This window comes from Paraburkholderia flava, assembly GCF_004359985.1.
Classification (GTDB): domain Bacteria; phylum Pseudomonadota; class Gammaproteobacteria; order Burkholderiales; family Burkholderiaceae; genus Paraburkholderia; species Paraburkholderia flava.
Map to the genome: position 1 here is coordinate 1,655,776 of NZ_SMRO01000002.1, position 25,146 is coordinate 1,680,921.

21 protein-coding genes are annotated in these 25,146 nt (G+C 63.8%); 11 read left to right on the forward strand and 10 right to left on the reverse strand.

Annotated elements, in window-relative coordinates:
• The first annotated feature begins 124 nt into the window (after positions 1 to 124).
• From E1748_RS18880 to E1748_RS18890, 3 genes are all read left to right on the forward strand, one after another.
• Positions 125 to 379: a hypothetical protein gene (locus E1748_RS18880; protein WP_133648682.1), complete on the forward strand. Its 255-nt coding sequence runs from the start codon at positions 125 to 127 to the stop codon at positions 377 to 379.
• Between the two features lie 342 nt (positions 380 to 721).
• On the forward strand, positions 722 to 1,513 hold the full coding sequence (locus tag E1748_RS18885) for a response regulator (protein WP_133648683.1): 792 nt from the start codon (positions 722 to 724) through the stop codon (positions 1,511 to 1,513).
• A complete protein-coding gene (locus tag E1748_RS18890) occupies positions 1,497 to 2,783 on the forward strand; it encodes an ATP-binding protein (RefSeq protein ID WP_133648684.1) in 1,287 nt (428 codons plus the stop codon). The genes E1748_RS18885 and E1748_RS18890 overlap by 17 nt, the downstream gene beginning before the upstream one ends.
• Positions 2,784 to 2,908: 125 nt before the next feature.
• On the opposite strand, the gene hpnH is transcribed toward E1748_RS18890, so the two are convergent.
• Positions 2,909 to 4,483, reverse strand: a complete 1,575-nt coding sequence (gene hpnH, locus E1748_RS18895; RefSeq protein ID WP_205965259.1) for an adenosyl-hopene transferase HpnH — start codon at positions 4,481 to 4,483, stop codon at positions 2,909 to 2,911.
• Positions 4,484 to 5,213: 730 nt separating this feature from the next.
• Here hpnH and E1748_RS18900 point away from each other — a divergent pair.
• On the forward strand, positions 5,214 to 6,584 hold the full coding sequence (locus E1748_RS18900; protein WP_133648685.1) for an acyltransferase family protein: 1,371 nt from the start codon (positions 5,214 to 5,216) through the stop codon (positions 6,582 to 6,584).
• Between the two features lie 93 nt (positions 6,585 to 6,677).
• Positions 6,678 to 6,932 (forward strand): hypothetical protein, encoded by a 255-nt coding sequence (locus tag E1748_RS18905; RefSeq protein WP_133648686.1) that lies wholly within the window; start codon positions 6,678 to 6,680, stop codon positions 6,930 to 6,932.
• 56 nt (positions 6,933 to 6,988) lie between these two features.
• On the opposite strand, the gene E1748_RS18910 is transcribed toward E1748_RS18905, so the two are convergent.
• The 3 genes from E1748_RS18910 to E1748_RS18920 all read right to left on the reverse strand — a co-directional run bounded on the left by E1748_RS18910 (position 6,989) and on the right by E1748_RS18920 (position 10,100).
• Positions 6,989 to 7,651: a pyridoxamine 5'-phosphate oxidase family protein gene (locus E1748_RS18910; protein ID WP_420819343.1), complete on the reverse strand. Its 663-nt coding sequence runs from the start codon at positions 7,649 to 7,651 to the stop codon at positions 6,989 to 6,991.
• A 119-nt stretch (positions 7,652 to 7,770) separates the two neighbouring features.
• A complete protein-coding gene (locus tag E1748_RS18915; protein ID WP_133648687.1) occupies positions 7,771 to 8,838 on the reverse strand; it encodes an aldose epimerase family protein in 1,068 nt (355 codons plus the stop codon).
• Between the two features lie 29 nt (positions 8,839 to 8,867).
• Positions 8,868 to 10,100, reverse strand: a complete 1,233-nt coding sequence (locus E1748_RS18920; protein ID WP_133648688.1) for a XylR family transcriptional regulator — start codon at positions 10,098 to 10,100, stop codon at positions 8,868 to 8,870.
• 310 nt (positions 10,101 to 10,410) lie between these two features.
• Between E1748_RS18920 and xylA the strand changes: the two genes are divergently transcribed.
• The 4 genes from xylA to E1748_RS18940 all read left to right on the forward strand — a co-directional run bounded on the left by xylA (position 10,411) and on the right by E1748_RS18940 (position 15,756).
• Positions 10,411 to 11,733: a xylose isomerase gene (xylA, locus tag E1748_RS18925; protein ID WP_133648689.1), complete on the forward strand. Its 1,323-nt coding sequence runs from the start codon at positions 10,411 to 10,413 to the stop codon at positions 11,731 to 11,733.
• Between the two features lie 151 nt (positions 11,734 to 11,884).
• A complete protein-coding gene (xylF, locus tag E1748_RS18930; protein WP_133648690.1) occupies positions 11,885 to 12,913 on the forward strand; it encodes a D-xylose ABC transporter substrate-binding protein in 1,029 nt (342 codons plus the stop codon).
• Between the two features lie 81 nt (positions 12,914 to 12,994).
• Complete coding sequence (gene xylG / locus E1748_RS18935; protein WP_133648691.1) at positions 12,995 to 14,563, forward strand: D-xylose ABC transporter ATP-binding protein; 1,569 nt, start codon at positions 12,995 to 12,997, stop codon at positions 14,561 to 14,563.
• Positions 14,560 to 15,756 carry a sugar ABC transporter permease gene (locus tag E1748_RS18940; RefSeq protein WP_133648692.1) on the forward strand — a complete coding sequence of 399 codons (1,197 nt, stop codon included), beginning with the start codon at positions 14,560 to 14,562 and terminating at the stop codon, positions 15,754 to 15,756. Before xylG ends, E1748_RS18940 begins: the two co-directional genes overlap by 4 nt.
• 39 nt (positions 15,757 to 15,795) lie before the next feature.
• On the opposite strand, the gene E1748_RS18945 is transcribed toward E1748_RS18940, so the two are convergent.
• The gene (locus E1748_RS18945; RefSeq protein WP_133648693.1) at positions 15,796 to 16,578 is read right to left on the reverse strand and encodes a response regulator transcription factor; all 783 of its coding nucleotides are present in this window, start codon (positions 16,576 to 16,578) and stop codon (positions 15,796 to 15,798) included.
• Positions 16,579 to 17,078: 500 nt separating this feature from the next.
• The gene (locus E1748_RS18950) at positions 17,079 to 17,948 is read right to left on the reverse strand and encodes a hypothetical protein (protein ID WP_133648694.1); all 870 of its coding nucleotides are present in this window, start codon (positions 17,946 to 17,948) and stop codon (positions 17,079 to 17,081) included.
• A gap of 960 nt (positions 17,949 to 18,908) precedes the next feature.
• On the opposite strand from E1748_RS18950, the gene praA reads away from it, so the two are divergent.
• The gene (gene praA / locus E1748_RS18955; RefSeq protein WP_133648695.1) at positions 18,909 to 19,391 is read left to right on the forward strand and encodes an alkane oxidation protein activator PraA; all 483 of its coding nucleotides are present in this window, start codon (positions 18,909 to 18,911) and stop codon (positions 19,389 to 19,391) included.
• 99 nt (positions 19,392 to 19,490) lie between these two features.
• On the opposite strand, the gene E1748_RS18960 is transcribed toward praA, so the two are convergent.
• Genes E1748_RS18960 through E1748_RS18970 form a run of 3 tightly spaced genes read right to left on the reverse strand, consistent with a single transcriptional unit; the run spans position 19,491 to position 23,688 of the window.
• Complete coding sequence (locus E1748_RS18960) at positions 19,491 to 21,011, reverse strand: efflux transporter outer membrane subunit (RefSeq protein ID WP_133648696.1); 1,521 nt, start codon at positions 21,009 to 21,011, stop codon at positions 19,491 to 19,493.
• Between the two features lie 18 nt (positions 21,012 to 21,029).
• Positions 21,030 to 22,658, reverse strand: a complete 1,629-nt coding sequence (locus E1748_RS18965) for an MDR family MFS transporter (protein ID WP_133648697.1) — start codon at positions 22,656 to 22,658, stop codon at positions 21,030 to 21,032.
• Positions 22,651 to 23,688 (reverse strand): HlyD family secretion protein, encoded by a 1,038-nt coding sequence (locus E1748_RS18970; protein ID WP_240766750.1) that lies wholly within the window; start codon positions 23,686 to 23,688, stop codon positions 22,651 to 22,653. The genes E1748_RS18965 and E1748_RS18970 overlap by 8 nt, the downstream gene beginning before the upstream one ends.
• 204 nt (positions 23,689 to 23,892) lie before the next feature.
• Between E1748_RS18970 and E1748_RS18975 the strand changes: the two genes are divergently transcribed.
• Positions 23,893 to 24,699: a CerR family C-terminal domain-containing protein gene (locus E1748_RS18975; protein WP_133648699.1), complete on the forward strand. Its 807-nt coding sequence runs from the start codon at positions 23,893 to 23,895 to the stop codon at positions 24,697 to 24,699.
• A 21-nt stretch (positions 24,700 to 24,720) separates the two neighbouring features.
• On the opposite strand, the gene E1748_RS18980 is transcribed toward E1748_RS18975, so the two are convergent.
• Positions 24,721 to 25,134 carry a hypothetical protein gene (locus E1748_RS18980; protein ID WP_133648700.1) on the reverse strand — a complete coding sequence of 138 codons (414 nt, stop codon included), beginning with the start codon at positions 25,132 to 25,134 and terminating at the stop codon, positions 24,721 to 24,723.
• Between the last annotated feature and the right edge of the window lie 12 nt (positions 25,135 to 25,146).

The following is a 25,146-nucleotide window of genomic DNA, read 5'->3' on the forward strand; positions in this document are numbered from 1 at the left end:
ACGCGTTAGCCGGTCAGCAGGTAAGAGCGCGCATTCTATTGGCGATCATTGGCAATTCGCACGCCGCGCGCCTATGCTGGAGGCACACGAACGATGTCACCGATGTCACGCCAGGAGATCGATCATGTCCAGCATCGCGATGCAGACCGGTACGTCGCAGGTCGGCAACCTGCTGCAGTTTCTCGCGTGGGTCGGCGAGCGGCCGCGCACCTACGCCGACACGATGGATGCATGGCGCACGACGTGTCCACGACTGTCCGCTTGGGAAGACGCGACCGCCGACGGGCTCGTCGGGATGTCGCGCACGCCTGGCGACACGCTTGCAACGGCGGTTGTCGTGCTTACGCCGAAGGGCGCTGCGCTGCTCGAAGCGCATTGATGTCGTGTGTTAGCGATGCTGATCGATCGCCGCAGTCGGCGGCGTTGCTCCAGCGCGGTAATTCATCTCTGTAATCCACATTAATATTCGCTAAGGCCCCGCAAGATTTCGGCTTGCGGGCCTTGCTATAGTCGCTCGTGCGCGTGGTGGGGTAGCGTGGCGATGGGCCGCAGCGGCTGCGGCAGATCTGGCGTCATGGCGATATTCCCGTATCGCATCCGTTACGGCTTGCTGCCGTCTGCTGCCGTCTGCTGACGTGTGCTGCCGTTTGCTTCCATTAGCCCGCCATGGCCACAAGACGCACAACACACCGCTTCCTTCGGTTCTTTCTTCGCCACAATCATGTCCGACACGTCTATCCAGGTGCTGCTCGTCGACGACGACGCCGAACTGCGCGATCTGCTGAGAACGTTCTTTCAGCAGCGCGGCGTCGAGTTCTCGGTGCTGCACGAAGCGACGCATCTGCAGCGCCGGATCGAGCGCGAGCGGCCGTCGATCGTCGTGCTCGATCTGATGATGCCGGGCGTCGATGGGCTGACCGCGTTGCGGCAGCTGCGCACCGCCGGCGAGACGATTCCGGTCATCATGCTGACCGCGCGTGCCGAGGGTGTCGATCGCGTGGTCGGTCTCGAACTCGGTGCCGACGACTATCTCGGCAAACCGTTCATGCCGCAGGAACTGCTCGCGCGCATCCATGCGGTGCTGCGGCGTCATACGCAGGCATCCCCTGCGCAGCAAGCGACGGCGAACGAACCGCTGTCCTTCGGTCGTCACCGGATCGACTTCGTCAAGCGCACGCTCTTTCGCGACGGCAAACCGGTGAAGCTGACCGGCAGCGAATACGCGTTGCTGGACGTGCTCGCGCGGCATGCGGGCGAGACGCTGTCGCGCGCGAAGCTGCTCGACCTGCTGCACGGTCCGTATGCGGAGTTGACCGAGCGCGGGATCGACGTGCCGATCTGGCGACTGCGTCGTCTGCTCGAAGTGAATCCGTCGCAGCCGCGACTCATCCGCACGGTGCGCGGCGTCGGCTACCTGTTCGTTCCCGACGATGAACACGAAGGCTACGCGGAACACTCCGCTGCCGAAGCCCCCGACGATCGCGACAATCCCGACGATGAGAAATCCGTTTAACACGCTGTTCGGCCGTCTCGCGCTGATGACGGTCAGCCTGATCGTGCTCGTGCACATCACGTCGATGCTGCTGGTGGAACGCGACCGCTCGATGCTCGCGGTCACGCAGGCCGCGCGCGTGCTGACGCTCGCGAACCAGGTGCAGACGAAACATCGCGGCGCGTTGACGGCGGTCCAGTCGCTGCTCGGATTGTCGTTTATCGAGCCGCCCGCAGCGATCGCGGCAGGCTGTCCCGCACCGTGCACCGATACCTATGGGCCGTTCGAAATGAAACTGCGCGAGCGGTTGCCGGCGGGCAGTCATGTCGTCACAGCCGGCAGTACGTTGTGGGTGCAGTTTCCACCGGCAAGTGATGCGAAGGGCGTGGCTCCTGCCGGCAACGAATGGATCGCAGTTCGCAACGTGGTGCTGCCGTTGAGCCGCTATCTCGGCGCATCGACGTTGACGCTCGCGCTGGCGATCGTCGTCGCGGTGCTCGGCGCGTGGCGATTGCAGCGTCCGCTGCGGCATCTCGCGCGTGCGGCTCGCGAGTTTCGCGTCGGTCATCGTGCGGTCGCGGTACAGGAAAGCGGTCCGCGCGAAATCCGCAAGCTGATTGGCGATTTCAACGAGATGGTTCACGAGCTCGAGTTGAGCGAGCAGGAGCGGGCAGTGATGCTCGCGGGCCTCGCGCACGATCTGCGCGCGCCGATCACGCGGATGCAGGTGCGCGCGGATCTGCTGCCCGACGAGGCGAATCGCGCCGGCTTCATGCGCGATGCCGAGTCGCTGTCGCGCATCGTCACGCAGTTCCTCGACTTCGCGCGCGACGGCGCCGATCCGTCGCCGCGCACGCAGGTCGATCAGCATTGCCGGCGCCACTACGGCGACAGTCTCGCCGATGAAGCGCTCGTCACGTTGAAGCTGCAAGCCGGCGACGGTTTCAGTCTGCCGCTCGTCGACCTCGATCGCATCCTGTCGAACCTGATCGAGAACGCGTTTACGTACGGCGAAGCGCCGGTCGAAATCTCGACCGCGTCGCGGCCCGGCGCCTTTACGTTGACCGTGCGCGATCAAGGCGCAGGTATTCCGGCCGATCAACTCGAGCGCGCGTTGCGGCCGTTCGTGCGGCTCGATGCGGCACGCGGCGGCGACGCACACTGCGGGCTTGGCCTTGCGATCGTGCGACGTCTCGCGCGTTATAACGGCGGGAGCTTTGTCGCGGCGAATGTAGCGGGTGGGGGCTTTGCGGTGACGCTGACGTTTGGGGAGGTTGCGCGCGGCGCTTGATGGCGTGCGTGCGGTCAGCGATGAGGCGGTTGGGTAGCGGTTCTGCGTGCCGTTCGCCGGCATGGCCGGCGAACGGAGCAAAGTAAAGCGGTTACAGCGCGGGTTACAGCAATTGTACGGGCGATTTACTCGTCGAGATATTCCGGCTCGATCTGGATGTTCTTCTCGCCAGCGGCCTTCTTTTCCCAATAGCGCTTGATCCACGATTCGAACGACTTGCCGGCTGCGGTGTCCTTGCCGGTGAAGCCGAGGCTCGCGATTTGCGGATACGGGATTACCTGCTTGTCCTTTTCGCCCTTCGCGATGATCCGCACGAAGCAGTCCTTGAAGGCGGCGCCGTACTGGCGGTCGTACAGATAGCCGGTGACCGACGTGCCGTCGCGGCGCGTAACGGTCACGTCGCCGCGATAGTCGAATGCTTTTTCGAGCGCTTCGCGTACTTCGGCTTCGGTGTTCAGCGACGGCGTCCAGCCTTCGAGCTTTTCGTGGACCGTGCCGCTGGCGGTTTCGATCAGATCAGGATTGACCGGTTCGGCGACGGCTGCGGTCGGTGCAGGTTCGACGGCCTTGATGACCTCAGCTGCCTGAGCCTGTTCCTTGCGCGCCGAATTCGGCACGAACACCATCGGCACTTCGCGCGAAGGCGTCTTCCAGTCGGCAAGAATCCTGTTCGCTTCCGGATCCTTGTAGCCGTCGAGCAGCATCGCCTTGACGGTCTGGAACAGCCCCTTGAACGAACCGAACGTGTAGTTCACGCCGCTCGCTTCATAGCCCGAGTGGACCATGCAGTTCGCGCACTTCGGGTTGCCGCTCTCGGTGCCGTAGTTCGCCCACTCGACGCTCTGCATCAGTTCGGCAAAGGTATCCGCGTAGCCGTCCTGCAGCAGGTAGCAGGGCTTCTGCCAGCCGAAGATGCTGTACGTCGGCATCCCCCACGGCGTGCAGGTCAGCTGCTTCTTGCCCATAAGGAATTCCATGAAGATCGGCGAGGCGTTGAAGCGCCAGCTCTTCTTGCGGTTCGACAGGATTGCGCGGAACAGCTTCTTCGAACGGGCACGGCCGAGAAAATGCTGCTGGTCCGGTGCCTTGTCGTACGTGTAGCCGGGCGAAACCATCATGCTCTCGACACCGACTTCCATCATTTCGTCGAAGTGCAGACGCACGCTGTTCGGATCGGCGCCGTCGAAGAGCGTGGTGTTGGTCGTGACGCGGAAGCCGGCGGCGACCGCGGCGCGCACGCCTTCCATCGCGATGTCGTAGCCGCCTTCGCGGCACACCGCGAAGTCATGGTGCTCGCGCTGGCCGTCGACGTGCACGGAGAACGACAGGTACTTGCTCGGCTTGAAGAGATGCAGCTTCTCCGCGAGCAGCAGCGCGTTCGTGCACATGTACACATACTTCTTGCGCGCGACCAGGCCGGCAACGATCTCCGGCATCTGCGGATGCAGCAGCGGTTCACCGCCCGGAATCGCGACCATCGGCGTGCCGCATTCCTCGACGGCCTTGAAGCATTGCTCCGGCGTCAACTCCGACTTCAGGATGTGCGCCGGGTACTGGATCTTGCCGCAACCCGCACACGCGAGATTGCAGCGCATCAGTGGCTCGAGCATCAGGACGAGCGGATAGCGCTTGCGTCCCATCAGTTTCTGCTTCAGCACATACGTGGCGACCGTCCATGCCTGCGAAATTGGCACTGCCATGCTGGGGATTCTCCTCAATAACCTGTTACGCCGCGGGCCCTGGGCCGGCGGCTGTCACTCGATATTCCGTGTCGTGCCCGGCGGGCACACACATAGGGCCATTGCGGCAAAACGGCGCGGGCGGCGGGGCTGGCTCGAGCGGCCTGGTCTGTGCGACGCGGACTGCCTGCCGTTGCCTGTTATCGCTCGCAGCATCAAGCTGCGAAGCCGCCATTGCAGGCGCGCCCAATGGGGCTGACCGCCGAATTGCCACGAATTGCCGATATGACGCTGGATGGGTTGCCGGAACCGGTTTTCCGACCATCCGGCATGATCTCACAAACCGCGATTTCCGTTCGACCAGCCTGACGGCGGGAGTCTTATGGGAATGGCCGGGCGGGGCGGTGTGTCGCGTCTTGCCAACAGTGGGCGAGGGCGCGAGGCCCAGGCCGTCCGCGATACCGATATTCGGCCCGCAGGCGAGCGCCCGGCGGCTGGCAAACCCTTGTCGGGTAAGGATTGGTGCACAGATCGGCGTGGTTGCCGGACCTGTCTGACGATACAGATAGCCTCCAGGGGACGGACCGCCGCGCGCCCATACCGGACGGTGCCGGACCGCCCGATCCGCATCGAATGCCCTCTCTTCTGTCCCCGACCGCCCATCGATTTATTTCAGATTTTTTTCCCGATATCGGGCGCTAACCTTTCCGGAACTTTCAAAGGGGCGCTCTCCGGCGTCTAAAGGGACGCCATGATGCGCGCGAATCCGTTGAGCCCGCCCGGCGCTGGGCCGTCCGCGAAGTCGCTGAAAATCGACGCGATCCGTTTCATGGCTGCCGCCTGGGTCGTGCTCTATCACTTCGGGCCGCCGCCGTTCAAGACGATGCTGACCGGGCATCTGGCGCCGCTCGGCGGTGCGCTGTGGTCGTCGCTCGTCGTGTTGTTTGCGGGACCGGCCGCCGTGATCGTGTTCTTCGTGATCTCGGGCTACTGCATCCATAACGCGTATCACCGTGACGCGGCACTGCGTCCGATCAATTACTTCGCGTCACGCTACGTGCGGATCGGCGTGCCGCTCGCGATCGTCGCGCTGGTATCGCAACCGGTCGGCGATGCACCGACGCTGCTGCAGTCCGTGCTGTGGTCGCTGTACTGCGAGATCGTCTACTACACGCTGTATCCGCTCGTGCGGCTGCGCTTTCACCGGATCGGCGAGATGATCGCGGGCGCGACGCTGCTCGGTGCGGCGATGGTGTGGTTCACGCATCAGCATGGACAGATGGTCTGCGACCACTGCGTCTATCAGAACTACGGCGTCGCGGGTACGGCGTTGCTGTATCTGCCGGGCTGGCTGCTCGGCTGTCTGATCGCCGATGCGCAGCGTAAGAGTGCTGTCCGTTCGGATGTGTCCACTGCGTCCGTGGCGGAGACCTTGCGTAACGCACGAGGCGTGGTGTCGGGTGCCGTTGCGTTCGGCGTGACCGTACCGGCCGTCGCTATGCCGGTTGTCGCCAGGTCGGACATCGTCACGCCGGGCAGCGCTACACAGGGCGTCGCCACGCCGGGCGCCGCGACGCCGCGTTCGCTCGCCGCAGCTGAAGGAGCACGCGCGCCGTCCGCATTCACCGCATGGCTCGTCCGGCGATTGCGCGACGCGGCGCGCGTGTTGTCGACTCATCTCGTGCTCGCGCGCTGCGTGGTGATCGTCGCGGGTTCGCTGACCTTCGTGCTCGCGTCGACGTCGCATATCAAGCCGGCGTTTCTGCCGTCGATCGGTCCCGACGTCACGCTGACGCTGTTCCAGTTTCTCGTCGCCGCGTGGCTCGCGGCCGAAACGTCGACCGCCGCGACGACGACACCCGGCATGCGCGCGTGGCTGTGGACGCGCATCGGCGCGCTCGGCGCGTGGTCGTACAGCCTGTATCTGTGCCACAAGTTCGCGTCCGCAATGCTCGATGTGCTGGGCTTGGTGCCCGGTCGTCCGGTGGCGTGGCTGACGACGATGGTGTTCGCGTTCGCGCTTAGTTACGCGTTTTATCTCGCAGTCGAGCGGCCGTCGCACCGGCTCGCCGGACGGCTACGCAAGTTCGCGCCGAAGGTGCCGGCACGGCCGGCGACTTAGTAGAGCGCAGCGGATTTTCTTAAGCCCCGGCGCGGTCCGCTAACGCCGCACGACACCCGGCAGCACGCACAGCATTTCGTACTCGCGCGCTGCGTGGTGATCGTTGAACCGGCGGGGCCGTTCGCATACTGGGGCGCATCGATGCGTCATCGCGATCGCACCGACGGCACGTCCGAGTTGATCTACACCTTCGATCTGAAGCTGCGGCCGCGTGTAATCGGGCGTCTGTTCGATCCGCTTGCCGCAACGATGTTCGCGCGCGAAACGCGACGACGGTTCAACGCGCTCGCATCGTATCTTGCGACCTCCGGCACCGCGTCCGTGTCACCGGAATCGCCGCCGGTGTGAGACATCGCCGCTTCGTTCCGCAGGCGTAGCTACGCACAAGTAGGTAGCGGACGCGGTCAGCGTTCGTCCCGCGCCCACTGCGAGACGTACGCCGGCTCATCGATCTGCGGCGTATTGGCAATGGCGGCCCGCTGCGCGAGTTCGAACGGCAGCACGCCGGCCCATACCGGCAGATCGAGATCATCGTCGTCATCGTTCGGACCGCCTGCGCGAACCTTGCACGCGAACTCGGTCAGCGGGAGGCGCAGCACCGTCGTCGCTGCGAGTTCCTTCTCGTTGCCGCGACGAATCTCATGCGAACGTCCGCGTGCGATGTGTTCGACCAGCGCGTCGAGCGATTCCGCCTTGTGCTCGCCAGTCACCGTCTCGCACACGCCGTAGATCACTGCGGTGCGATAGTTCATCGAATGATTGAATGCCGAGCGCGCGAGCACGAGGCCGTCAAGATGCGTGACGGTCGCGCATACCTGGATGCCGCTCGCGGCCGCCTTCAGCATCTGACTGCCGTTCGAGCCGTGCAGGTACAGGTAGTCGCCCTGACGCCAGCAGGCGGTCGGGATACAGTGGGTGCCGCGCGCGTCGGTGAAGGCGACGTGACACGCGTACGCCGCGTCGACGATCGCATTCAATGTCGCGCGGTCGTAGTCCGCACGATGCGCTTCGCGTCGCACGCGCGCGCGATCCGACAACGGGCCGGCTTTTTCTTCCACCTGATCCACGTGATCCACGATTCAAGGCTCCTCGATGATTTCCCGCAGGATAGGCAAAGCCTGGCGCCTGCGCCAGACCCAGCACTCATCGATTCTCTGGAGCCACGCGTCGCGGCGTGTTGCGTCGTTCAGCTAGCCGCGCGTACGCCGACGCAGTAACGCGTGCGCTGCCGGTACACGTGCCCCGGACGCAACACGGTTCGCTCGGCGTCGGGCATGTGGATTTCGTCGGGAAACGCGCCGGCTTCGAGGCACAGCCCCGCGTGCCGTCCGTACACGATGCCGCGTCTGCCGTGCACGCCCTGCAGATAATTGCCGGTGTAGAACTGCAATCCCCACTGGTCGGTTTCGACGCTCAGCTCGCGGCCGCTGCCCGGGTCGTACACGGATGCGACACGTCGGCATGCGTTTTCATCGGCGGACTCGCGCAGCACGTAGCAATGATCGAAACCGCCGGCACGCGCGAGCTGCGCATGCGGCCAGTCGAGCCGCGCGCCGAGCGGCGCACTCTGGCGGAAATCGAACGCATTACCCGCGACGTCCGCGCGGCCGCACGGAATCATCGACGTGTCGACTTCGAAGAACGCATCCGCATCGATCGTCACGACGTGGCCACGCACGTCGGCACCGGCGACGCCCGTCAGGTTGAAGTACGGATGACTGGTCAGGTTGAGCGGCGTCGGCGCATCGGTGAGTGCTTCGTAGTCGAGCGTCAGCGCGCCGTCGTCGTCGAGCGTATAGCGGACCTGCACGGTCACGTTGCCCGGAAAGCCGCCGTCGCCTTCCGGCGATTCGAGCCGCATCAGCAGCGTGCCGTCATCATCATGCGCGTTCCAGATCGCCCGATGAAAACCCGCCGCACCGCCGTGCAGGCAGTTGTTGCCTTCGTTGCGATCGAGCGCATAACCGATGCTGTCGAGTTCGAAGTGCGCGCCCGCGATACGGTTCGCCCAGCGGCCGACCAGCGCGCCCATGTAAGTCGTCGCTGCGTGATAGTCGGCGGGGGTGTCGTGGCCGAGCAGGATGTCGGCGAGGCGTCCCGAGCGGTCAGGCGCATGCCATGACACGAGCGTTGCACCGAGATCGCTGATCGCGACTTTCATCCCGTGCGCGTTGCGCAGTGTGTAGAGGCGCACCGGGTCGCCGCCCGGTAACTGGCCCCACGGTTCTGAAGACATCTGGGCTGTGCTGATCATGTCGTTGGGAAAAAAAGAAAAAGCATGCATCACGTCGCGTCGGTATTGACCGTCACGCGCGGACGCTCCTGATATTCGCGCGGTGTGCAGCCGAGTTCCCGGCGAAACACCGCGTACATGTATTGCAGCGACGTGAAGCCGCAACGGATCGCCACTTCGGCACTCGACACATCGCGCTTCTCGAGCAGAGCCTTCGCCGCATCGAGTTTGTGTCGCAGGATTTCCTGATGCACGGTGCAGTTCAGTTCGCGGCGGAAATATTCTTCTAGCGACGAGCGCGACACGCCGACGTAATCGGCGACCTGTTCGGTGCGAATGCCCTGGCACGCGTACTGCCGGATGAAGTGGCGCGCACGCATCACATAGGGGCTCGACAGCGGTTGATGCCGGCTCGATTCGAGCACGTTGATGCCGACCGGCGGCACGAGAATGCGTCGACCCGGAAAGCGCGCGCCGCGCAGCATCTGATGCAGCAAGTGCGCGGCAGTGCGGCCCATTTCCTCGGTCCCCTGGATCACCGACGAAAGCGGAATGCGCGTCAGCGTGCGCGTGAGCGGATCGTTGTCGATGCCGATGATCGCGACCTGCTCGGGCACCGCGATGCCGGCGATCAGACAGGCCTGTAGCAGTTGCCGCGCGCGTGCGTCGGTGACCGCGATGATGCCGACCGGTTTCGGCAGACTCGCGAGCCAGGCGCCCAGCTGCTCGATTGCCTGGTTCCATGACGGCGCGCTGGTCGACAGGCCGCGATAGATCTCGGCGTCGATGTCGTCGGCGCTGCTGCCATCGGCTGAACGCAGACGGGCGAACGCGAGTTCGCGCTGCTGCGCCCAACGGTTTTCTTCCGCGACCGGCAGGCTGTACAGCGCAAAGTGCGCGAGCCCCGCGCCGATCAGATGCGTGTACGCGAGCGAGATGAGCTTCGCGTTGTCGGTGGCGATATAGGGGAGGTCGGACGGATAGTGCGCGGGGTCTTCGAACGACGAGCCCATCGCGACGACTGGCAGCGCGCAGCCGCGCAATGCGTCGGCCACGGCGGGATCGTCGAAGTCGGCGATGATCCCGTCGCCGTCGAAGCGCTCGATGCCCGCAAGCCGGCAACGAAAATCTTCTTCGAGAAACAGATCCCACGCGACGCGCGTCGACAGCAGGTACTTGCCGATCCCCGCGATGATCTCGCGGTCGTAGACCTTGTTCGCGTTGAACAGCAGCGCGATCCGATGTGTGGTCTGAGGCGGCGGGGGCGTCTGGGTTCTGGTCATCGTCGTGATTGACCGTGCGTCGCGCGAAGCGTCGAACAGTCGTCGTCTCCTGGCCGTCCTGATGTCGGTACTTAAGCACTTACCCTGGTCTCGTAGCGTTCGCTACGGTGCCATGTACAGGCAGGTGTGCGCACATTCTAGTCCGGGAACGTCACCGCGATGTAAGGGCGCAGCCGCAGCGGTAAGAAACATCACGCCGCTTGTGCAATTTCATAATTGCGGGGCTCGGGTGCGCGCGGCAGCATGGCGTCACCTGGCGATGCGTGCGACGACGCAGTCGCCATGCAACGCACCAAAAATTGGAGACACCATGTCGTACTTCGAACAGATCCCGGTCATCACCTACGAAGGACCGGATTCCGACAACCCGCTAGCCTTCCACCACTACGACAAAACAAAGCAGGTGCTCGGCAAGACGCTCGAAGAACATCTGCGGATTGCAGTCTGCTACTGGCACACCTTCGTATGGCCAGGCGCGGACATCTTCGGCCAGGGCGCGTTCCAGCGACCGTGGCAGGAAGCCGGCGACCCGATGGAGCGCGCACGGCAAAAGGCCGACGCCGCGTTCGACATGTTCACGAAACTGGGCACGCCGTTCTACACGTTCCACGATACCGACGCAGCCCCCGAAGGCAGCAGTCTCAAGGAATACAGCGACAACTTCGCGCGCATCACCGACTACCTCGCGATGAAGCAGCAGGACACCGGCGTGCGTCTGCTGTGGGGCACCGCGAATCTGTTCTCGCATCCGCGTTACGCAGCGGGCGCGGCGACCAATCCGAATCCCGACGTGTTCGCGTATGCAGCGACGCAGGTGCGTCACGCGCTCGACGCGACGCATCGTCTAGGCGGAGAAAACTACGTGCTGTGGGGCGGCCGCGAAGGCTACGACACGCTGCTCAACACCGAACTGAAACGCGAGCGCGAACAGCTCGCGCGTTTCCTGCACATGGTCGCGGACCACGCATCGCGCATCGGCTTCAAGGGCACGCTGCTGATCGAGCCGAAGCCGCAGGAACCGACCAAGCATCAGTACGACTACGACGTCGCGAGCGTGCACGGTTTTCTCACGCAGTACGGGTTGCAGGACGTGTACCGCGTGAACATCGAGGCGAATCACGCGACGCTCGCGGGCCACTCGTTTCATCACGAGATCGCGACAGCGTACGCGCTCGGCATCTTCGGCAGCGTCGATGCGAATCGCGGCGATCCGCAGAACGGCTGGGACACCGACCAGTTTCCGAACAGCGTCGAGGAATTGACGCTCGCGTTCTACGAGATCCTGCGGCACGGCGGCTTCACGACCGGCGGGATGAATTTCGACGCGAAGGTGCGTCGTCAGAGCGTGGATGCGGCAGACCTGTTCTACGGCCACATTGGCGCGATCGACAATCTCGCGCTCGCCGTCGAGCGCGCAGCGAAGCTGATCCAGCGCGATCTGCTCGAGCAGTTCCGGCGCGAACGCTACGCGGGCTGGAACACGCCGTTCGGCCGCGCGATTCTCGAAGGCGAGCATTCGCTGGGTTCGCTCGCCGACGACGCGCTCGCACGCGCGCTCGATCCACACCACACGAGCGGCCAGCAGGAACGGCTCGAAAGCGTCGTGAACCGGGCAATTTACGGCGGTGCCTGAGCGCCGCCGCGCATGAAGTGAAGTCCCTCCGGCGAGGAGATCCGCCGGACAGCAGTTGCAATACAACGCGCACTACAACCATATCCGGCCGCACAACACGTGCGAGCCGTCCACACCGCTAAGCCGGTGATCAAAAAGATAGGAGTGAGACATGAAATTGACTACCCGTCGTTCCGTGCTGGGATCGCTCGTTTGTGGAGCGGTGCTGGCCAGTCTGTCGCTTGCAGCGCCGCTTGCGCATGCGAGCAAGGATCATCCGGTGATCGGTTTCTGTATCGACGATCTGCGCGTCGAACGCTGGTCACGCGATCGTGATTACTTCGTTGCGGCCGCGGAAAAACTCGGCGCAACGGTCTCGGTGCAGTCCGCCGATGCGAGCGAAGAGCGGCAGATCTCGCAGATCGAGAACCTGATCTCGCGCGGCGTCGACGTGATCGTGATCGTGCCGTTCAACTCGAAGACGCTCGGCAACGTCGTCGCCGAAGCGAAGAAGGCGGGCATCAAGGTCGTGTCGTACGACCGGCTGATTCTTGACGCGGACGTCGACGCGTACATTTCGTTCGACAACGAGAAGGTCGGCGAACTGCAGGCGAAGGGCGTCTACGACGCGCAGCCGAAGGGCAACTACTTCATGCTCGGCGGCGCGCCGACTGACAACAACGCGAAGATGCTGCGCGAAGGTCAGATGAAGGTCCTCAAGCCGGCGATCGATCGCGGCGACATCAAGATCGTCGGTCAGCAGTGGGTGCCGGAGTGGAGCGCAGCGACGGCGCTGCGCATCATGGAAGACGCGTTGACCGCGAACAACAACAAGATCGATGCGGTCGTTGCGTCGAACGACGGCACCGCTGGCGGCGCAATCCAGGCGCTGGCCGCGCAGCACATGGCCGGCAAGGTGCCGATCTCGGGCCAGGATGCGGACCTCGCGGCCGTCAAGCGACTGATCGCCGGCACGCAGACGATGACCGTCTACAAGCCGCTCAAACTGATCGCGAGCGAAGCCGCGAAGCTGTCGGTGCAGCTTGCGAAGGGCGAGAAGCCCGCCTATAACGCGCAATACGACAACGGCAAGAAGAAGGTCGACACGGTGCTGCTGCAGCCGACGTTGCTGACCAAGAGCAACGTCGACGTCGTCGTGAAGGACGGCTTCTACACGCAGGCGCAGCTCGCGGGCCAGTAAGGCCGGCGCTCACAAGCGCACGAGCGCACAAGGGCGGCGGACGTGTCCGCCGCCGCTTTTTTCCTGCAACGGGAACTGCGAATGGCTCACCCCTTGCTCGCGATGCGCGGCATCGTCAAGACGTTTTCCGGCGTGAAGGCGCTGGACGGCATCGACCTGACCGTGCAGCCAGGCGAATGCGTCGGACTGTGCGGCGAAAACGGCGCCGGCAAATCGACGTTGATGAAAGTGCTGTCGGGTGTCTATCCGCACGGCACGTGGGACGGCGAAATCCTCTGGGACGGTGCGCCGCTGAAGGCATCGAGCGTGCGCGACACCGAACGCGCCGGCATCGTGATCATCCATCAAGAGTTGATGCTCGTGCCGGAACTGTCGGTCGCGGAGAATATCTTTCTCGGCAACGAAATCACGCTGCCCGGCGGCCGGATGAACTACGCGGCGATGTATCAGCGCGCCGACGAACTGCTGCGCGGCCTCGGCATTACCGGCATCAACGTTGCGCAGCCGGTGATGAACTACGGCGGCGGTCACCAGCAATTGATCGAGATCGCGAAGGCGCTTGCCAAGCAGGCGCGGCTGCTGATTCTCGACGAACCGTCGTCGTCGCTGACGTCGACCGAGACGCGCATCCTGCTCGACATCATCCGCGATCTGAAGCGGCGCGGCGTCGCATGCGTGTATATCTCGCACAAGCTCGATGAGGTCGAAGCGGTGTGCGACACCGTCAGCGTGATCCGCGACGGCCGGCATGTCGCGACCGAGCCGATGCACGCGCTGACCACCGAGCGGATCATCGCGCTGATGGTCGGCCGCGAAATCGCGAACCTGTTTCCGCGCGTCGCGCACCCGATCGGCGACGTCGTGTTCGAAGCGCAGCACGTGACTGTATTCGACACGGAGAATCGCAACCGCAAGCGCGTTGACGACGTGTCGTTCAGCGTGCGGCGCGGCGAGATCCTGGGCGTCGCGGGTCTGGTCGGCGCGGGGCGCACGGAGTTGATGCAGGCGATCTTCGGTGCGTGGCCCGGTGCGAGCGAAGCGACGCTGTCGCTCGAAGGCCGACCGCTGCGCATCCGCTCGCCGTTTGACGCGATCCGCGCAGGCGTTGCGATGGTGCCGGAGGACCGCAAGCGACACGGCATCGTGCCGCACCTGGGTGTGGGCCACAACATCACGCTCGCGGTGCTGAACCGGTTTGCGCGCGGCGGGCGGATCGATTCGAGCGCGGAACTCGATGCGATCCATCTGCAGATGAAGCGCCTGTCGGTGCGCGCGGCGAATCCGATGCTGCCGATTTCGAGTTTGTCCGGCGGCAACCAGCAGAAAGCGGTGCTGACGAAGATGCTGCTCACCGATCCGAAAGTGCTGATCCTCGACGAACCGACGCGCGGCGTCGACGTTGGTGCGAAGTACGAGATCTACAAGCTGATCTTCGAACTCGCGCAGCGCGGCGTTGCGATCGTGATGGTGTCGTCCGAACTGCCCGAGGTGCTCGGCATCAGCGATCGCGTGCTGGTGATCGGCGAGGGCCGGCTGCGCGGCGATTTCGCGAACAACGGCCTCACGCAGGAATCGATTCTCACGGCCGCGCTGCAGTCCGCGCGGCCCGCTCCCTCATCATCTTCATCTTCCTCAGCGAGTGCAGCATGACGCCCGACGCGACGACTCACGACGCGAAACCGGTCGCACCGAAAACTTCCTTCGGCGCGGCGCAGGCCCAGCAATTTTTCTCGCGCTACAAGATTCTCGCGCTGCTGATCGCGGTGGCGGCGATCTGGCTGTTCTTCTCGCTGCTGACGCACGGTGCGTTCATCACACCGCGCAATCTGTCGAACCTGCTGCGGCAGATGTCGATTACCGGGATGCTCGCGTGCGGGATGGTGTTCGTGATCATCGCGGGGGAGATCGATCTGTCGGTAGGTTCGCTGCTCGGTCTGCTTGGCGGTGTCGCGGCGATTCTCGACGTGAACCGTCACTGGCCGATTGCCGCGACGGTGCCGGCGGTGCTGGTGCTCGGCGTGCTGGTTGGCATGTTCAACGGCTGGTGGTCGACGTACCGGCGGGTGCCGTCGTTTATCGTCGGGCTCGGCGGGATGCTGGCGTTTCGCGGCGTGCTGCTCGGGCTGACGGGCGGCTCGACGATTGCGCCGGTGTCCGATTCGTTCGTGTTCCTTGGCCAGGGATATCTGCCGCGTGTGGCGGGCGATACGCTCGCGGTCGCGCTGTTCGTGCTGCTCGCGGTGCTGACCGTCATGCAGCGACGCAGCCGGCAACGCTATCAGTTGCCGGTCGTGCCGCTGTGGCAGGACATCGCGAAGATCGTCGGCGCGGGGGCGATCCTGTTTGCGTTCGTGTCGATGCTCGACCACTACGGCGGCATTCCGGTGCCCGTGCTGCTGCTGCTCGCGCTGCTCGGCGTGTTCACCTACATCGCGACGCAGACTGTGTTCGGCCGGCGCATCTACGCGGTCGGTTCGAACCTGGAGGCGACGCGTCTGTCGGGCGTCAACACGAACCGCGTGAAGCTCGCGATCTTCGCGCTGATGGGCTTGATGTGCGCGTTCGCTGGGATCGTCAATACGGCGCGACTCGCGGCCGGCTCGCCGTCGGCCGGGACGATGGGTGAACTCGACGCGATCGCCGCGTGCTTTATCGGCGGCACGTCGATGCGCGGCGGTTCGGGCACGGTGCACGGCGCACTGATCGGCGCGCTCGTGATGGCGAGCCTCGACAACGGCATGTCGATGCTCGACGTCGATGCTTACTGGCAGATGATCGTCAAGGGCGGGATTCTCGTGCTGGCCGTGTGGATCGATGTCGTGTCGCGGTCGAATGCGCGTTGAGGGCGGGTAGGGCCGACGCCGCGCTCGCCGGCTGCCGGCTCACTCGGTGGTCTGATCCTCGTCGGCGTCCGGAACCTCGGGAGCGTCTGCGACATGCGGGTCTGCGACATGCGCGTCTGCGACATCAGGCTCTTCGAGATCGCTTTCGATCAGCCGGTAGCCGTGCGTATAGACGGACACGAGACGCACGCCGCTCCCATAGCCAAGCGACAGTTTTCTGCGGATTCTCGAGATGTGTGTGTCGATGGTCCGCGATGTGCCGTCGTGTTCGCGTCCCCACGCGAGCCGCGCGAGCAGGTCGCGAGAAATGATCCGGCCGGGATGCTTGAACAGCACGACGGCCATGTCGAACTCCTTGTCGGTGAGCGTGACGGGACGGCTATCGAGCGAGAAATAGCGGTTGTGCGTGTCGAGCAGATATCGGCCGAGCCGGAGCACGTTGCCCGATTGCGATTCGCTGTTGAGGCGCCGCCGCAGCGCGTTGATGCGCGCGACCAGCTCGGACTGGCGAAACGGCTTGACGATGTATTCGTCGGCGCCGCCTTCCAGCGCCTGCACGATGTCGATTTCCAGCATCTTGCTCGTGAGGAACAGCACGCCTGGCTGCGCGCCGAGCCGGTGCCGGATCCATCCGAGTACGTCGAGCCCCGACATGCCCGGCAGCCGCCAGTCGAGAATAACGAGATCGACGAAGTTCTTTTCGAGAAAGACGACCGCTTTCTCGCCGCTGTCGACCCGCGAGACGTCGTGCCCGGCGGCGGTTACCGTGGCCGCAACTGCTTCTGCCTGTGCCGCATCGTCTTCTACCAACAGTATCTGCATGATTGCCCCGTTAAATCTGGCCTTGATTTCTAGTTTTGATTCGATGCAGGAAACACCGAAACTTGGGTTGATGACGGTGATCGATTAATTAACCGTCGAGTCGGTTGTTTATCGCAATCCTCATCAACCGATGCTCATTAGAATTTATGGATTCGTCAAAAAATTAATTTGATATTGAAATGAGTGCCGGCATGGGTCGCTACCAGCATTGTTCACGCCCTCACGCAGCGTGAACCGCCCGGATAGTCGATCTGGAAGCGGGGCAGGCCATGAGTTGTGCAGCGGAGGAGCGAATCGGCGAATTATATAATTCACAATCGATTCGGGGATGGGATGATTGTGTCGGATTGTTTATTTCGTGACTGAATTTGCAAACATTTGCAATCGCATGAAATTAAATTGTTGAGTTTTGTTTCCGCGTTTCATTTTTTATATTTCTATTTGAGTCGATCTGGTAGCGCAATCGCTCCTTTATCGCTCGATTATCGAGATATCAATAATCAGGATGGCCACTTGAGCAGCTTGCGCAACGCGTCGGCCCGATCGACCGCTGCGCGCTGTTCGTCGGCATTGCCGGTCAGGTACTGGCTGGCATCCGACGTGCCGGTCTTGTACAGACCCAGTTGCAGTAACGCGAGGGTGTTACGCGTCAGTTGGGAGTCGGTACAGGCATCGGGCGTCGCACACCATTGCGTGAGCATCGCGAGCGCGGTGGCGTTGCCGTGCGCGGCGAGCGTGAAGATGTGCTCGCCGAGCGTATCGTCGTTCGCCAGAGGAACCTCCATCCATTGCGTGGGGTTGCGGCTCGCGAGCGTCAGTGCCGCCGCGGGTTGGCCGGCTTCGGCCGCTTTGCGCAGCAGCGTGTCCGCGTAATGCGGATCGCGCAGGCGTGCGTCGGTGCAGCGCAACGTCTGGTCTTGAGCCGGCAGCGTCGAGCGTGCGCAGGCGTCGGCCCATGCTGCCGCTTCGATTAATCCTTCTGCGTCGGTGCGTCCGTCGAGCGCATCGAAGGCAGGATACGAGAGCGCATGTTGCAGCGCTTCGTCGAATGTGTTGCTCGCATTCGCAGCGCTCGGCGGCAGCGGATTGGCGCGGGCTTTTTCCAACCGGGCGAGCGCGTCGATTGCCGTATGCGCGACAACTGCCGACGAGGTGTGTGCCGCAGCCTGCGCGGCGTCGACGCGTTCGTGGTGCGGTGCCGCAGCGGTCGTCGACGTCGACACCGGAGTGACCGCGCTTTCTGTGCGCAGCGATCCGTGTCCCAACCACGCGAGCGTGACGGCCACCGCGATCGCACCGCACACAGGCCATATCGCCCATCGCGCGATATGGGCGACAGTGCGTTTTGCCGCTTCGGGTGATGACGCCATCGCGTTCCTCGATGTTCGCTGTGTTTCTTCTTTCGGCATCCTATTTTCCGTAGCCGATCCGCTTCCTGCGATGCTCAAGATAACCCAGATCGCATTCGATCGAGTAGCGCCAAATGCGTGCCTGCCGTTGTACGTATTAATTCATTCGTTTGAAACATCGTGCAAATCGAATCCAGTCAATGTTCTTCTTGAATGCACTTAGTTTGGATCAAAGGCTCTATGTACATACCCGATCACTGGGACTAATGTACGCCCAACACAAATATCCGAATATCAGGCCAGCGAGGACTGTCTGCGAACGACGCCCGAACCCTTGAGGGCAGCCGTTTCGAGCGCGCCAGCGAGGCGCTGCGATGCGTGTGCCCGATGATTCATTTGAATTGATGCAGCAGGCATTATTTTGCCATGCGATCAGCCTTCTAAAAAGAGGCCGGCGCATGCGGGAAAAGCATGTCGAAAATCGCGAAATCAATTCTGAAAAGACAGTTTAAGACGCTTGGCAGTAATGCAGAACGAATAAAAGCGGAATTACCAATAATCGCTTGATTGGAGACATCGATGACATATCCGCCGTGCCGGACGGAGTTTGCATCGCCATACCCAGGCCATCCTGAGTATTCAGGCTACCCACGCGAGCCCGCGTCCAGTTTCCGTTACCCGCACGTCGCGAATCCGTCGAACGCATCCGGCGCAACACCACAGCGTTGCAGCGAGGCCGGATCGTCCCCGCATTGAACCGTTGAATTTCCGCATCAGGCAGGCGGCCCGGCAGTCCGGAGATCTACCCGAGATCCGGACGACCGGGCGACACCGGCGGCAGTGCGACGAAGCAGCGCGCGTTGTCGTGCCGGTATCGGCAGTTCAGTTCGTCCGTACCTCGAGAAAGCGGCGCATACGGTGCCGCTTTCGGTGGGGTCATTCGCCCGGCAACCTCGTTGCCATTTATCAGGAAGGCAAATTATGAGAACCCTCAAGATTCGTGCATGCGTTGGTGCTGCTGCGGTCGCGGTTATTGCTTTCTCGTCGCTGGCATCGGCGGCGACCATCGGACCGGCAGGCGCGTCGTTTAGCGCGCCCGGCACGATGAACGTGAGTACGCCGATTGCGCCGAACGTGTCGTGCGGCGTGACGTTGAGCGGCGTGGTCGCGAGCGATGGATCGTATGCGCAGATCAACTCGGTGGCTGTGACCGGCGGCGGCCTGTGCGGTGTGCCGCAGATCATCGGGCTGCCGTGGAAGCTGGTCGCGACCAGCACGACGGCGGGCAATGTTCAGAACGTCGGCTTCAGCGTGCTCGGTGCGAACTGCGGTCCGTCGACGATCAACGGTGCGTGGAGCAACGCGACCAACACGCTGAGCGCAAGCAACCAGCCGCTGTCCGGCAACTGCAAGATCAACAGCCTGTCGGTCAGCCCGAACCCGGCTTTCACGGTTTCGCCGTAACGCACGGCGCGCGGTATCGCGCATAGCGCCACTCGCAGCAGCTACGCGGGCCTCGCCGTCACGTAACGCACGACGGTGAAGCTCGCGTATTTCTTTGGCTTACCCCTGTTGCACTTCTTGCGTTTGCTGCGTTTGTTGTCCCTGCTGCACGCGCCAGCCGAGCCCCAGGCTCTTCTGCACCGACACGAAATCCTTCAGCAATTCCGCGTGCCCCGCGACAACGTTCTGCTGTGCGCTGAATTCCTCGCGCTGCGTATCGAGCAGATCGATCAGACTCGACGCACCGGCCGTATAGCGCTGACGCATCAGCGTCGCGGAGTGATCGGCGGACGTCTCGACCTTTTGCAGCGTCACCAGATGTTCGCGCTGATGCCCGTAGCGCGACAGCGAAGAATTCGCGTCCTGTAACGCACCGAGCACGGCTTTCGTATAGCGCGCTTCGGCTTCGTCGCGCGACGCTTCGGCGGCATGCACGGTGCCGAGCGTGCGACCGAAGTCGAGCAGATTCCACTGCAGATACGGCACCGCGAGCCAGCTGAAATTGTTCTTCCGCAAAAGGTGACCCGGATCGCTCGCACTAAAGCCGAGATCGCCGAGCAGCGTCACCTTCGGGAAGAAGTCCGCGACGTGTTCGCCGATCTGCGCGTTGCTCGACGCCAGCCGGCGTTCGGCCGCGCGAATGTCGGGACGCTGTTGCAGTAGCGACGACGGATCGCCGATTGCCACTTCGGCGGGCACCGCGGGCAGCGGTTGCGACGCGGCGAGCTGCGCATCGAGCGCGCCGGGCGCGCGGCCCGTCAGCACGGCGAGCTGGTCGAGCGAATCGGTGACCTGTGCGTCGAGCGGCGTCAGCGTCGCGCGCGTGTTTTCGACCTGCGTGGTGAGCCGTTCGACGTCGACGTCCGCCGCGGTGCCGCGTGCGCGGCGCTGCTGCGTGAGCGTCAGCATCTTCTGTTCGACATCGGCCTGCTGCTGCGCAAGCGCGAGACGTTGCTGCTGGTCGCGCAGATCGATGTACGCCTGTGCGACTTCTGCCGCCAGCGACACCTGCGTATCGGCGAGATCGGCATCGACGGCTTCGGCTTGCGTCGACGCCGCTTCGATTGCGCGCCGCGTGCCGCCGAACAGATCGATCTCCCACGTCGCGTCGAAGCCGGCGGTGTAGAGCTGCAGCGGACCCCGTCCGCTCGACGGATTGTTGCCCTGCGACGACGCGTTGAGCGTGCTGACGTCGGGCGAACGGGTGCGTAGCGCGGCAGCGTCGGCGGAGACCTTGGGCAGTTCGTTCGCGTGCTGCTGCTGCAATTGCGCGCGCGATTCGCGCAGACGCGCCTGCGCGACGTGCAGATCGGGATTGTGCGCAAACGCGGCTTCGATCAGATCGTTCAGTTGCGGATCGCCGAGCGTGAGCCACCACTGGTTCGGCGCGCGGGTCGCCGCGATGCCGGCGGCCGGTGCGCGTACGAATCCTTCGCTGTGCAGCGCGCTGTCGGCGACCGTCGGTGCGCCGTGGTAATCGGGGCCGACTGTGCAGCCCGTGAGCACGGCGAGCGCAGCGGCGACAGCAAGAGCGAGCGGTGCCGAACGCAACGCAAAACTAGAAGAGCGAGAAAACATCATGGCTGGTCGATGAATGCATCAATGAGCGTCGGAGGGCGGCGGTGGGCCGGCCCGCTTGGGCGTTTTCAGCAGCAGCGCGAGCGGAATGCACGCAGCCAGCGCAATGCCCAGCAGAAAGAAGGTTTCCGAATAAGTAATCACGGTGGCCTGCTGTGTGATCTGCACGCCGAGCTGGCCGAGCGCGCGCATCTGCGAGTACGCCATATCGCCGGTATGCGCGAACCAGTTCGCTGCGTTCGCCGCGAGCCGTTCCTGACCGATCAGCGAATTCGCGCTGACCGATTCGCGGATCATCGCGGTGTGAAACGTGGTGCGCCGGTCGATCACGGTGCCGATGATCGCAAGACCGATCGATCCGCCGAGGTTGCGCGCCATGTTGTACAGACCCGCCGCATCGCCGGAATCTTCGCGCGACACGGCCGCCATCGATGCCTGGTTCAACGGCATCATCGCGAGCATCTGCGCGGTGCCGCGAATCAGCTGCGACCACACGAAGTCGTGCCCGACGCTTTGCGCGGTCAGACTGATGTCGAGCATGCAACTGATCGTGAACAGCGTGAGACCAGTGATCACAAGAATGCGGAAATCGACCTTGGCCAGCAGGCGCGGCAGAATCGGCATCACCATGAACGCGGGCAATCCCGACAGCAGCATGATTGCGCCCGACTGCTGCGCGTTATAGCCCGCGACGATGCCGAGAAACTGCGGCAGCAGATACGACACGCCATACAGCCCCGCGCCGACCGCGGACACGATCACGATCACGCTCGCATAGCGTGGATTGCGCATCAGGCTCAGCCGCACGATCGGCTTTTTCGCGGTGATCTGCGAAGCCGCGATCATCAGCATGCCGGCGAGCGTGACCCACGTCAGCGACACGATCATCGACGATTCGAACCAGCGCTCGCGCTGACCTTCCTCAAGCACGACGGTCAACGAGCTAAGGCCGATCGCGAGGCCGACGATGCCGAGCCAGTCCGCCTTGAGAAAAGTTTCCCAATGCGGCCGGTCGGACGGCAGGCCGACCACCAGCAGCGTCATCAGCGCGAGACACACCGGCAGGTTGATGAAGAAGCACCAGCTCCAGCTGATGTTCTCCGCGAGCCAGCCGCCGACCACCGGCCCAAGCAACGGCCCGAGCAGCACGATCAGCCCGAACACCGTCATACCGACCGGCAGTTGCGACAACGGCAACCGCGTACGGATGATCGTCTGTCCGGTCGGGATCAGCGCGCCGCCGGTGAAGCCCTGGCCGATGCGGCCCGCGATCATCATCGGCAGCGAGTGCGACCAGCCGCACATCATCGAGAACGCGATGAACAGCGCCGAATTCACGAGCAGGAAGTTGCGCAGTCCGAACACGCGCGTGAGCCACGCGGCGAGCGGAATCATCACGATCTCGGACATCAGGTAGCCGGTCGAGATCCACGTGCCCTCGGTGCCGGTCGCGCCGATTTCGCCCTGGATCTGCGGCAGCGCGGAGTTCGTGATCGAGATGTCGAGCGTCGCCATCAGCGCGCCGAGCGCGCCTGCAGCGACAGCGATCCAGTCGCCGACGCTCGCGCGTTCCGGTTCCGCAGACGGTGACGCAGATGGTCTAGCCGGCGCGGGAGCCGCGGCGGCCGCGTCGAGGGTCGACTCAGCCACGGTGATTCTCGGCTTCGATGCGCTGGTCGCGATCGCGTGCGGAGCGGGTATCGACGTCGACGGTGACCGACAGCCCAGGCAGCAGCACGCTGCGTGTTTCAGGACCGGTTTCGAGGCGGATGCGCACCGGCACCCGCTGCACGATCTTCGTAAAGTTGCCGGTCGCGTTTTCCGGCGGCAGCAGCGCGAACTGCGAACCGGTGCCCGGCGAGAAACTGTCGACGACACCATGCAGCGTCTGACCGGACAGCGCATCGATGCGCATCTCGACCGGCTGGCCGACACGCATCCGGCCGATCTGCGTTTCCTTGAAGTTCGCGGTGAGGTAGGTGTTCTGCACCGGCACGACCGTCAACAGACGCGTGCCCGGCTGCACATACTGACCGACGCGCACAGTGCGATCGCCGACCGTCCCGCCGAGTACGCTGCGCACGATCGTGTTCTCGAGATCGAGACGCGATTGCTGTGCGCTCGCGCGTGCCGCTTCGAGTTGCGCGCGTGCCTGCGACAGCTGCGCGGTGCTCGACGCGATCTGCGTGCGGGCCGCCGCGACCGCCGCGGCATTCGCGGCGAGCGTCGCGACCGCCTGATCGCGTGTGCTGGTCAGTTCCGCGAGCCGTTCGGTGCTCTCAGCCCCGGTCGCGGCGAGCGGTGCGTAACGGCGCACTTCGTCGCTCGCATGGCGGGCGCTGACGCGCGCGACCTGCTGCTGCGCAACGGTCTGTTCGATGTTGGCCTGCTGCTGCTTGATGTCGGCCTGCGCGCGTTCGATGTCGGCGGTGCGGGCGTCGACGGTAGCGAGCGCCTGGTCGAGCGACACCTGATACTGGCGCGCGTCGAGGTGCACGAGCGGGTCGCCGGGTTTGACGACCTGGTTGTCCGCGACGTAGACCTCGGTGATATAGCCGGCGACCTTTGGCGCGACGGTCACGCTGTCGGCCTGGAGATAGGCATCGTCGGTGCTTTCGATGAAGCGGCCGACCGTCCACCAGCGCGCGCCCCACGCGGCGGCCGCGATCAGCGCGATCATGCCCAGCACGATCAGCACGAGGCGCCGCGACGGGCGTCGGGCAGGCGACGCGGACGCGTCGTCCTTGGGCAGAGTGCCGGGAGAAGTACCTGCGGTGGTTGACATCGTTTTGGGTCCAATTTTTTCCAGTCGGCACAATTATTCCAGCCGTTCAAATTGTGTCAAGTGTTATATTTGTGTGTGAGTATCCCCACAGAGAAAGGCATGAACGACGCAAAGAAGCTCCGCCGACCGTCGGAAGGCGGCTATGCGCGTGGCGACGAGACGCGGCGCCGCATCATCGAAGCGGCTGTCGACCTGTTCGGCGAACATGGATTCGACGGAGCATCGACGCGTGACATCGCGGCGCGGGCAGGCGTGAACGCGCCGGCGCTGCAGTACTACTTCGAGAACAAGGAAGGGGTCTATCGCGCGTGCATCGAGGCGTTCGCCGACGAAGCGTGGGAAAAGTTCGGCCCGGCGATCGAGCACGCACACGAGGTGTTGCGCACGGAGGCGGACAGGGAAGCGCTGATCGAAGCGTTCCTGCGGATCCAGGCGACCATGGCGGACAAGATACTGGTGAACGCGCATACGCCGGGTCAGCGGCTGTTCTTCGCGCGTGAACAGGCGGGTTACGAGCCCGCGAGCGCGACGCAGATCCTGATGCACCGCATCCGCAAGCCGCTGAACGACGTGAGCGCGGCGCTGGTCGGGCGCATCACCGGACGCGCGGCCGACGATCCGGTCATGCTGGTGCGCATGCTCAGCCTGCACGGGCAACTGATGATCTTCCACGTCGCGCATCGTTCGGCGCTGACGCTGCTCGGCTGGGAGAGTTTCGACGCGGACAAGATCGCGTTGCTGAAATCGACGATGGGGGCGCAGACGCGTACGCTGCTCGACGCGTGGAGCAACGAGTCGAAGGAGTCAGGCGAGGGCGATGCACCCGTGGCGCACGACGAGACTGTCGTCGCGCAGCCTGCGACAAAGACGAAAGCGAAATCGACGCCGGCTACGCGAAAGAAGTGATGTATCGCGGCCGCACGCGCATCAGGCCTGCGTGCTCACGAGACCACCGGTCGTCTGTCCACTGCCCAGCATCAGTTCGGCGAGCGCCTGCTGGGCCACCTGCAACGCGCCGCTGATGACGGTGAGTTCGCCGCGCAGTGTCGCGGCGATCGTCTCCGGTGCGCGCGCAATCTGCGCCTGCAATGCCGCCATCTGCGCCTGCAGCCGCGCAATCTCATCCTTGAGCGCTTTCACTGCCGGCGATTCCGACGACGAAGACGAGGCCGGTGGCGTCAAACCGCCCACGCTTTGTCCGGCACTCTTCGTTGTGCCGGAACTGGTCGGCTGAGTGGAACCCGTGTCGGGCAAACCGGTACTGCCTGTCGATGCCGTACCGGAAGACGTGGACGGAAGGGATGCGGTCGCCGAGGCGATTGAAGCGATCGAGGAACTCATGGTTTTTGTCGG

What these genes read in the sequence shown, in the direction of transcription:
- E1748_RS18890 (WP_133648684.1), top strand. Translation starts at nt 1,497, where the DNA reads ATGAGAAATCCGTTTAACACGCTGTTCGGCCGTCTCGCGCTGATGACG.
- E1748_RS18920 (WP_133648688.1), bottom strand. Translation starts at nt 10,100, where the DNA reads ATGACCAGAACCCAGACGCCCCCGCCGCCTCAGACCACACATCGGATC.
- hpnH (WP_205965259.1), bottom strand. Translation starts at nt 4,483, where the DNA reads ATGGCAGTGCCAATTTCGCAGGCATGGACGGTCGCCACGTATGTGCTG.
- E1748_RS18900 (WP_133648685.1), top strand. Translation starts at nt 5,214, where the DNA reads ATGATGCGCGCGAATCCGTTGAGCCCGCCCGGCGCTGGGCCGTCCGCG.
- E1748_RS18975 (WP_133648699.1), top strand. Translation starts at nt 23,893, where the DNA reads ATGAACGACGCAAAGAAGCTCCGCCGACCGTCGGAAGGCGGCTATGCG.
- E1748_RS18945 (WP_133648693.1), bottom strand. Translation starts at nt 16,578, where the DNA reads ATGCAGATACTGTTGGTAGAAGACGATGCGGCACAGGCAGAAGCAGTT.
- E1748_RS18885 (WP_133648683.1), top strand. Translation starts at nt 722, where the DNA reads ATGTCCGACACGTCTATCCAGGTGCTGCTCGTCGACGACGACGCCGAA.
- xylG (WP_133648691.1), top strand. Translation starts at nt 12,995, where the DNA reads ATGGCTCACCCCTTGCTCGCGATGCGCGGCATCGTCAAGACGTTTTCC.
- E1748_RS18915 (WP_133648687.1), bottom strand. Translation starts at nt 8,838, where the DNA reads ATGATCAGCACAGCCCAGATGTCTTCAGAACCGTGGGGCCAGTTACCG.
- xylF (WP_133648690.1), top strand. Translation starts at nt 11,885, where the DNA reads ATGAAATTGACTACCCGTCGTTCCGTGCTGGGATCGCTCGTTTGTGGA.
- E1748_RS18940 (WP_133648692.1), top strand. Translation starts at nt 14,560, where the DNA reads ATGACGCCCGACGCGACGACTCACGACGCGAAACCGGTCGCACCGAAA.
- xylA (WP_133648689.1), top strand. Translation starts at nt 10,411, where the DNA reads ATGTCGTACTTCGAACAGATCCCGGTCATCACCTACGAAGGACCGGAT.
- praA (WP_133648695.1), top strand. Translation starts at nt 18,909, where the DNA reads ATGAGAACCCTCAAGATTCGTGCATGCGTTGGTGCTGCTGCGGTCGCG.
- E1748_RS18970 (WP_240766750.1), bottom strand. Translation starts at nt 23,688, where the DNA reads ATGATCGCGCTGATCGCGGCCGCCGCGTGGGGCGCGCGCTGGTGGACG.
- E1748_RS18950 (WP_133648694.1), bottom strand. Translation starts at nt 17,948, where the DNA reads ATGGCGTCATCACCCGAAGCGGCAAAACGCACTGTCGCCCATATCGCG.
- E1748_RS18960 (WP_133648696.1), bottom strand. Translation starts at nt 21,011, where the DNA reads ATGATGTTTTCTCGCTCTTCTAGTTTTGCGTTGCGTTCGGCACCGCTC.
- E1748_RS18880 (WP_133648682.1), top strand. Translation starts at nt 125, where the DNA reads ATGTCCAGCATCGCGATGCAGACCGGTACGTCGCAGGTCGGCAACCTG.
- E1748_RS18980 (WP_133648700.1), bottom strand. Translation starts at nt 25,134, where the DNA reads ATGAGTTCCTCGATCGCTTCAATCGCCTCGGCGACCGCATCCCTTCCG.